This window comes from Flaviramulus sp., assembly GCF_982512915.1.
This window is the reverse complement of sequence record NZ_CEWOCJ010000002.1, coordinates 252,195-260,519: the sequence shown is the minus strand read 5'-3', so window position 1 is coordinate 260,519 and position 8,325 is coordinate 252,195. Positions and strand designations below refer to the sequence as shown.

Genomic DNA, 8,325 nt, shown 5'->3' with positions numbered 1-8,325 from the left:
TTACATAAATTTCCAGCATTTTTGCTGTTAATCTATCCTATTGTATTAGCTTTTGTTTTAGAATTTTTTTTACAAGACTTAAGTTTTTCCTCTCATTTAAATTTATTAGAAAATATATTATTTTTTGTAATTGTTACCTTATTAGTCAATCAACTATCTTTTTTTAAAAATGGAAAAAAAATAGCTAACATTATAATAGTTATATATTATGCCTCTTTGTGTATTGAAACAGGCTTATATTTATTATTTCAAACTAGATTAAACGCGGCATACATTCATGTAATTTTAAATACAAATTTTATTGAGGTTAAAGAGTTTAGTACCATTTATTTTAAGAATAATTTGGTTTTCTTGTTATTCTTTTTTGTTCCACTATTAAAATTTTTTCCAAAAAAAATTTACAAGAATATTAACCATAATAACAAAAATTTCTTCTTTTCATTTGCCTCAATTCTATTAGTTTTTATCATAATGAAATTTACTGCTTTACTATATTGGAACTTTCCCTATGTTGTTTTAAAATCGGGTATTCAATATCAAAATCAATTAAAAGTATTTGATGATTTTGGTAAAAGAAATATAAATTTAAATGCAAACTTAGTAACAGACAATGATTTAATAGTTATAATTATTGGTGAATCGACAACAAGAAATCATATGGGTATTTATGGTTATAGAAGAAATACAACCCCAAAATTAGAAGAGTTATCTGATTCATTATTTATTTACAACAATGTTATTAGTTCTCATGTATTTACCACCGCTTCTTTATATGATGCTTTTACAATAACTAAAAGTAATCAAACTACTTTCTTGATTGATTATATTAAAAAAGCTGGTTATAAAGTTTATTGGTTATCTAATCAAAGGCCTATCGGATTTCATGATAATTTGGTTTCAAGAATTGCCTCTGCGGCTAATGAAAGTATATTTTTAAGTTACAATGATTTTAGACATAAAACTTTTTATGATGAAGTTCTTTTTCCAATGATAGATGAAAAACTATTGATAAAAGAGAAAAAAGTTGTTTTTGTTCATTTAATAGGTACTCACTATGATTATAGTAAAAGATATCCTGAAAAGTTTAATGTTTTTAAATCTAAAAAACAAGATAAAAAAAATAAAATAATAGACACTTATGATAATTCTATTTTATACAATGATTTAATAGTTTCTGAAATTATTAAAAAAGTTAAACTAAAAAATGAAAAAAGTGCTGTTTTGTATTTTTCTGATCATGGTGAAGAGGTTTATGATGTAGTTGATTATTTTGGTCATTTTGCAGATAAACCAACTTCAACAATGTACGAAATTCCTTTTTTATTATATAAGGCAAGCTCTTTTGAAGAGCCAAATAATTTTATAATAGACGAGAATAGATCTTTTATGTTGGATGATTTACCAGAGAGTTTAATTCATTTAATGGGAATTGAAAGTGAATCTATTGATAATAGTAAAAGCATTTTTAGTTTAGATTTTAAAAATGAAATGCGATTAATAGATAATGGATTAGATTTTGAATCATTTAAATTTAAAGAAAACAAATGAGTTTTAAAATTTGTTTATTAATTGAATCATTAAATAAAGGAGGAGCAGAACGTTCAGCGGGATTATTGTCTGTTATTTTATCTAAACTAGGATATCAGGTTTTTATAATAACATTATTTGATGATATTGTTTACCCATACAACGCAGAGTTAATCAATATTGGTAAAATTAAAAACACCTCTGGTTCGATAAAAAATAAGTTAAACAGATACTTACAATTGAAAAATCAGATTAAAAAAAATAATTTTGATTTAATTCTGGATTACAGAATAAAAGAATCATTAATTAGAGAGATTGTACTAAATACATTAGTTTTTAAAAAGCAAAATACGATTAGTATGATTAGAAGTTTTAATCTTAAATTGTATCTTCCAGAACCTAAAATACTATCTAAGTTTCTTTATAAAAATTATTTAGGTTTAAATTCAGTATCATTTAAAATTGAAAATAACTTAATAATAAATTACAGTTTTAAAAACACTCTTACCATTCATAATCCTATTGATATAGAGGATATTCAAAAAAAGTCTGACGAAGATTTATGCATAGATGAAAAATATATTTTGGCAGTTGGAAGACTAGAGCCAATTAAGCAATTTGATAAACTTTTAGAATGTTATAAAAATTCAGAATTACCCGGAAAAAATATCAATTTATACATCATGGGTGACGGAGAGGAAAAGGATTTATTAGAATCATTAATTGTTAAGTTTAATTTGCGAAATACAGTAGAGATATTACCTTTTCAAGTGAATCCTTTTAAATATATGAAAAGAGCTCTTTTCTTGGTTTTGTCAAGTAAAAATGAGGGTTTTCCTAGAGTTATAATGGAATCTTTAGCTTGTGATACTCCAGTTGTTTCCTTTAATTGTGAATCTGGTCCAGACGAAATAATTCATAATAAATATAACGGATTGCTAGTTGAAAATCAAAACTTTTTAGCCCTCACTATGGCTATGAATAGTATGATAAAAGATGAAAAATTATATGAAATTTGCAAACAAAATTCATTAACTAGTATCAAAGAGTTTTCAATGGAAAGCATAAGTGTAAAATGGGACAACTACATCAAAGGAGTATTAAATAATAAGTATATTTAGGTAACTTAATTTATATTTTAAAAACCAAGTGTAGGTACTTTTAAGTATGTAAAATAAATTAGTAGGTAAGTAGTATTTCATTTTTTTAAATAAGTTTAAGTTTGAAACACTAATTTTTTCTTTATAAAATCTCACAAGTTTATAATTTCTTTCCATTTTATACAATACTAATAGTTCAAAATAAATAAAATCAAGATATTTATTTAAAAAAGGGTCTTTTATGGTTCTTAAATACTTTCCGTAATCTGGTATTTTTCGTAAGAAATTTTTATTTCGAGCCGTGAGTTGATCAGGCAATCCTGTTCGATAATATACTTTAAAATCACTATAATAAACTAAATTGTAAATGCTAAAGCATCTAATATAAAAATCATATTCTTCACCATAATTTATAGATTCATCAAAATATCCAACTTCTTCAAAAACAGATTTATTTATGACTAAACTACTGGGACAAAAAATGTTTTTATCAAGTTTGAAATATTCTTTTATGATTTTAATATAATTATTGTCTATGGGTTTACTAATTATAATAGGAATCTTATTAGGCTGTAAAACTTTAACATTTGTGGCAAAAACAGAATTTTTGTTATTAGTTTTAATTAGGTGTTTTATCGTTTCTAAAAAATCTTCTACCCATAAATCATCAGCATCAAGAAAAGCAATATATTCTGCTTTGGCTTTTTTAATACCGTAGTTTCGAGAATAAGATAAACCATGATTTTTGTTTGTGTATAAGCGTATTCTTGAATCCTCTATATTTTCAACAATTTTAAAGCTATCATCTGTGGAGCCATCGTTTACAACAATAATTTCAAAATCTAAAAAATTCTGATTTAAAACACTGTCTATAGTAGCTTTAATATATTTTTCTTTATTGTATAATGGAATAACAACTGAAATAAATGGTACCATTAAATGATTTTGTAAATTTGGAAACTTAATACATTACTATCTTCTATTATCAAATATATGAAGAATTGTATCTAAACTAGATTTATTTTTTTGAAGTTATCTATAATTATACCGTGCTTGAATCAAACAAAAGAACTTTTTGACTGTTTGGAGTCAATTTCAAAACAGAGTTTTTTAGATTTTGAAATTATTGTACTTGATGGAGGTTTAGGAGTTAATTTGAACAGTATTTCTAAATCTAAATCATTGCAAATTAAACTTGTTTCAGAGAAAGATTTAGGTGTTTACGACGCTATGAATAAAGGTATTGATATTGCAAATGGAGATTGGCTTTACTTTATGGGAGTTGATGACGCTTTCTATGATTTTGAGGTTTTGGAATATTTATCTACTTCATTTGAAATAAAAGATGTTAAATTAATATTGGGAAAAATTGTTTATAATTATAAAAAACAAGACTCTATTTTTTTAAAAAGGAACGAAGGTTTAATATTACCAATTTGGTCAAAAAAAATATGGATAAGAAACACAATACATCATCAAGGAGTATTTTATCACAAATCTAATTTTCTTAAAAATAAATTTGATATTCGCTATAAAATTTTATCTGACTATGATTTTAATTTGAAGTTATGGAAACAACAAGTACCAATTTTAATTTTAGATAGAATTATTGCTAAATGTGGAACGGGAGGTTTGTCAAAAAAATATAATTTAAATTTATATAAAGAAGAAATATTACTTAAAACTCTATCGTCCTCAATTATTTTTACTCCTATATTTATTTGTTTAACATTAATTAAATATGTTTTAAAAAAAATGCTTTAGCCTTTTCTTTGCACCACTTCATAAACCTGATTTTCATCACACTTTAATGTTTTACTAGGATATTTTAGTAATAGTGCGTAATCGTGTGTTGCCATTAAAATAGTGTTACCGTTTTTATTAATGTCTTGTAATACTTCCATAACTTCAATACTGGTTTGTGGGTCTAGATTTCCAGTCGGTTCATCGGCAAGTATAAGTTCTGGGTTATTAAGTAAAGCTCTAGCTATTGCAATGCGTTGTTGTTCACCACCAGAAAGTTCATGAGGGTATTTAAACCCTTTAGTTTTCATATCAACCTTAGTTAAAACTTCTTCAATACGAGTATTCATATCGTTTTTGTCTTTCCAGCCTGTTGCCTTTAATACAAAAAGTAAATTATCGTTTATAGTTCGATCGGTAAGCAATTTAAAATCTTGAAAAACAACTCCTAATTTTCTTCTTAAAAAAGGAATTTCTTTTTCTTTTAAAGTTTTTAAATTAAAATCTACTATGTGCCCTTCACCTTCAGTTAAAGGTAAATCGCCATACAGAGTTTTCATAAAACTACTTTTTCCTGTTCCAGTTTTTCCAATTAAATAAACAAAATCACCTTTATTAATTTCTACATTAACGTTTGAAAGTACCAAGCTATCACCCTGATAAATGGCCGCATCTTTTAATTGTAAAATTGGGTTAGACATAAAAATAGATTAATTTTTTAAGTATCGTAAATGTATTACTAAAAAGTTAAATCTTAAAAGGTAAAGATTAAAACTTTCCTTTGTTTTCTAAACAAAATTAACATTTAATAACTCGGTTTATAATTATAGCACAATTGTTGCGTTATAGGTTTTAGATTGAATTATCTTTGAATCATCAAATAAAAAACGAATCGTTAATGAGTAATAAAAATTGTTTTTCACTTTTGGTGGCTTTAATTTTTACATTTCAAATTACAGCCCAACAATCTGCGACTTACACTAGTAATTTAGTAGATTATGAAAAAGCATTATCACTTTATAATAATCAACAATATCTTGCAGCTCAGTCCTTATTTGGTAGTATTAAAAAAACTTCTAAAGAAAATATTTTACAATCAGATTGTACTTATTTTATTGCTAATTGTGCTGTGAGATTAAACCAACAAAATGCTGATCAATTAGTTGAAGATTTTGTAAAAGAATATCCAACAAGCACAAAACGAAATTCTGCTTTTGTAGATGTGGGCGATTATTATTTCGAAAACTCAAAGTATGCTTATGCCAGAAAATGGTATGATAAAGTTGATGAGAATGCACTTTCTAAAAGCGAGAAAGATAAATTTTATTTTAATAATGGTTATTCAGCATTTTCCAGCAAGCAATTTAATGATGCCAAAAAGTATTTAAGTAAAGTTGAAAACTCTCAAGAATTTGGTTCTCAAGCCAAATATTTCATGGGCTTTATGGCTTACGAAGGTGATGATTACAATGCAGCTAATGAATATTTTGAACAAGTAAGTGATCAAGAGCGATACAAAGAGAAACTATCGTACTACCAAGCAGATTTAAATTTTAAGTTAGGGAATTTTGAAAAAGCTATAGAATTAGCTAAAGCGAGATTAGACACAAGTGATCAAGAAGAAATATCTGAACTTTCAAAAATTATAGGTGAAAGCTATTTTAATCTTGAAAAATATGCAGAGGCTATTCCTTATCTAAAAGCTTATCAGGGTAAAAAGGAAAAAAGAGATAAAACTGGCAAATGGAATAATACAGATTATTATCAATTAGGATATGCTTATTATAAGCAGAAAGACTATGAAAAAGCTATTTCTGAGTTTAACAAAATAGTGGGTGGAAATAATTCGATAGCTCAAAATGCCTATTATCATTTAGGTGAAAGCTATATTAATTTAGATAAAAAACAAGAAGCTTTAAATGCTTTTAGAAATGCTTCGGAAATGGATTTTGATTTAAAAATTCAAGAAGATTCATGGTTAAATTACGCGAAAATCAGTTACGAGATAGGAAATCCTTACCAATCTGCACCACAGGTTTTAGCTGCTTATTTAGATAAATATCCAAATACAACTTATAAAGAAGAAATTGAAACTCTTTTAATTGATTCTTACATTACTTCTAAAAATTATAAAGAAGCACTTAAATTATTAGAAAATAAAAAGAGTTTTGAAAACAAAGTTGCTTACCAAAAAGTAGCTTTTTATAGAGGTTTAGAGCTCTATAATGAAAATAATTATCAAGAAGCCAGATTACTTTTTGAAGCGTCATTAAAAGAACCCAGAGATTCAAATTATACGGCTCGGGCTACTTTTTGGAAAGCTGAAACTGATTATAATTTAACAAATTATGACGATGCTTTAATTGGTTTAAAACAGTTTCAACAAGAGTCTTCAGTTATTTCAACTCCCGAAATAGAAAATTTAGATTATAACTTAGGATACACGTATTTTAAGTTGAAAAATTACGAGCAAGCCATAAATTATTTTAATCAATTTACTTCAAAAAAACGAGAAGATAAGGTTAGATTGAATGATGCCTATTTACGTTTAGGAGATGGGTATTTTGTTTCAAGTAATTATAAAAATGCTGTAGATGCTTACGATAATGCTTTAAAATTAAACATATTAGATTCAGATTATCCAGCTTTTCAAAAAGCAATAAGTATTGGTTATAGTGGGCAATCTTCAAAAAAAATAAAAGCTTTAGAACAGTTTATTTCAGACTATCCTAATTCTAAATTACGAGATGATGCGATGTACGACCTTGGTAATTCATTTGTTAAAACTAACGAGATTAACAAGGCAGTGGCTATTTATAATCGTTTGAATGATGAATATAGAACGAGTCCATTTGTTTCTAAAGCCTTATTAAGACAAGGTTTAGTGTATTATAATAATAATGAAAATGAAAGTGCGTTAAATAAATTTAAAAAAGTAGCAAGTGACTTTCCTGGATCGACAGAAGCAGTGCAAGCAGTATCAACAGCCAAATTAATTTACATTGATATGGGAAGGGTTGATGATTATGCTAAATGGGTAAAAACCCTTGATTACGTTGAGGTTACCGATTCTGAATTAGATAATGCTACATATCAAGCTGCTGAAAAACAATATTTAGATAATAATACAGATAAAGCAATTAAACAATTTAATGGTTATTTAAATGAGTTTCCAAATGGGTTACATGTTTTACAAGCTCATTTTTATGTTGCTCAATTATATTATAAGAAAGATTTATTAGAGAATGCAGTGCCTCATTACAAATTTATTGTTGGGGCATCACAAAGTGAATATTCAGAAGAAGCACTTACACGATTATCTCAGTTTTACTTAGAAAACAAAAACTGGAATCAGGCTATAGTGTTATTATTAAGATTAGAGACCGAAGCTAATTTTCCTCAAAATGTGGTGTTTGCGCAATCTAATTTGATGAAAGCTTATTATCAATTAGAAAATTATGATAAAGCGTTTAATTATTCAGATAAGGTTTTGGCGAGCTCAAAAATTGATAATAAAATTAAAAGTGATGCGCATGTGATTATTGCACGATCTGCCATAAAAACAGGTGATGAAGCTAAGGCGAAAACAGCTTATAATCAGGTTGAGAAATTTTCAACAGGAGAAACAGCTGCTGAATCCTTATACTATAATGCTTATTTTAAAAATAAAGAGGGTAAGTTTGAGATTTCTAATCAAACGGTACAAAAATTGGCTAAAGATTATTCTGGTTACAAGTATTATAGCGCTAAGGGACTAGTACTTATGGCTAAAAATTATGATGCTCTAAAGGATGCATTTCAAGCTACTTATATTTTAGAAAGTGTGATTCAAAATTTCTCAGAATTTGATGATGTAGTGCTAGAAGCTACTAATGAATTACGCAGAATTAAAAATGAAGAGGCTAAAACTAATTCATCAATTCAATCAGAAGATTAAAAGTCATCAATTATAAAA

The 8,325-nt window shown here is 26.5% G+C and carries 6 protein-coding genes; 4 read left to right on the top strand and 2 right to left on the bottom strand.

All coding sequences use genetic code 11. The annotated features are described in order from the left end of the window. Together AC1XJX_RS02740 and AC1XJX_RS02735 are read left to right on the top strand one after the other, a co-directional pair. Window positions 1–1,548, top strand: a 1,548-nt coding sequence (locus AC1XJX_RS02740; RefSeq protein ID WP_482002426.1) for a phosphoethanolamine transferase, incomplete at its 5' end; no start/stop codon positions are given. Further along, the gene (locus AC1XJX_RS02735) at window positions 1,545–2,648 is read left to right on the top strand and encodes a glycosyltransferase (protein WP_482002425.1); all 1,104 of its coding nucleotides are present in this window, start codon (window positions 1,545–1,547) and stop codon (window positions 2,646–2,648) included. The genes AC1XJX_RS02740 and AC1XJX_RS02735, both read left to right, overlap by 4 nt. Here AC1XJX_RS02735 and AC1XJX_RS02730 read toward each other — a convergent pair. Continuing rightward, on the bottom strand, window positions 2,628–3,563 hold the full coding sequence (locus AC1XJX_RS02730) for a glycosyltransferase family 2 protein (RefSeq protein WP_482002424.1): 936 nt from the start codon (window positions 3,561–3,563) through the stop codon (window positions 2,628–2,630). The two genes, AC1XJX_RS02735 and AC1XJX_RS02730, sit on opposite strands and share 21 nt — an antisense overlap. A 90-nt stretch (window positions 3,564–3,653) precedes the next feature. Here AC1XJX_RS02730 and AC1XJX_RS02725 point away from each other — a divergent pair, with 90 nt between their 5' ends. Continuing rightward, window positions 3,654–4,391 carry a glycosyltransferase gene (locus AC1XJX_RS02725; protein WP_482002423.1) on the top strand — a complete coding sequence of 246 codons (738 nt, stop codon included), beginning with the start codon at window positions 3,654–3,656 and terminating at the stop codon, window positions 4,389–4,391. On the opposite strand, the gene AC1XJX_RS02720 is transcribed toward AC1XJX_RS02725, so the two are convergent. After that, window positions 4,388–5,071, bottom strand: coding sequence for a cell division ATP-binding protein FtsE (locus tag AC1XJX_RS02720; RefSeq protein WP_482002422.1), 684 nt, complete (start codon window positions 5,069–5,071; stop codon window positions 4,388–4,390). The genes AC1XJX_RS02725 and AC1XJX_RS02720 overlap by 4 nt on opposite strands. Window positions 5,072–5,268: 197 nt before the next feature. Here AC1XJX_RS02720 and AC1XJX_RS02715 point away from each other — a divergent pair, with 197 nt between their 5' ends. Continuing rightward, window positions 5,269–8,307 carry a tetratricopeptide repeat protein gene (locus AC1XJX_RS02715; RefSeq protein ID WP_482002421.1) on the top strand — a complete coding sequence of 1,013 codons (3,039 nt, stop codon included), beginning with the start codon at window positions 5,269–5,271 and terminating at the stop codon, window positions 8,305–8,307. The last annotated feature ends 18 nt before the right edge of the window (window positions 8,308–8,325 follow it).

What these genes read in the sequence shown, in the direction of transcription:
- AC1XJX_RS02730 (WP_482002424.1), bottom strand. Translation starts at nt 3,563, where the DNA reads ATGGTACCATTTATTTCAGTTGTTATTCCATTATACAATAAAGAAAAA.
- AC1XJX_RS02715 (WP_482002421.1), top strand. Translation starts at nt 5,269, where the DNA reads ATGAGTAATAAAAATTGTTTTTCACTTTTGGTGGCTTTAATTTTTACA.
- AC1XJX_RS02735 (WP_482002425.1), top strand. Translation starts at nt 1,545, where the DNA reads ATGAGTTTTAAAATTTGTTTATTAATTGAATCATTAAATAAAGGAGGA.
- AC1XJX_RS02720 (WP_482002422.1), bottom strand. Translation starts at nt 5,071, where the DNA reads ATGTCTAACCCAATTTTACAATTAAAAGATGCGGCCATTTATCAGGGT.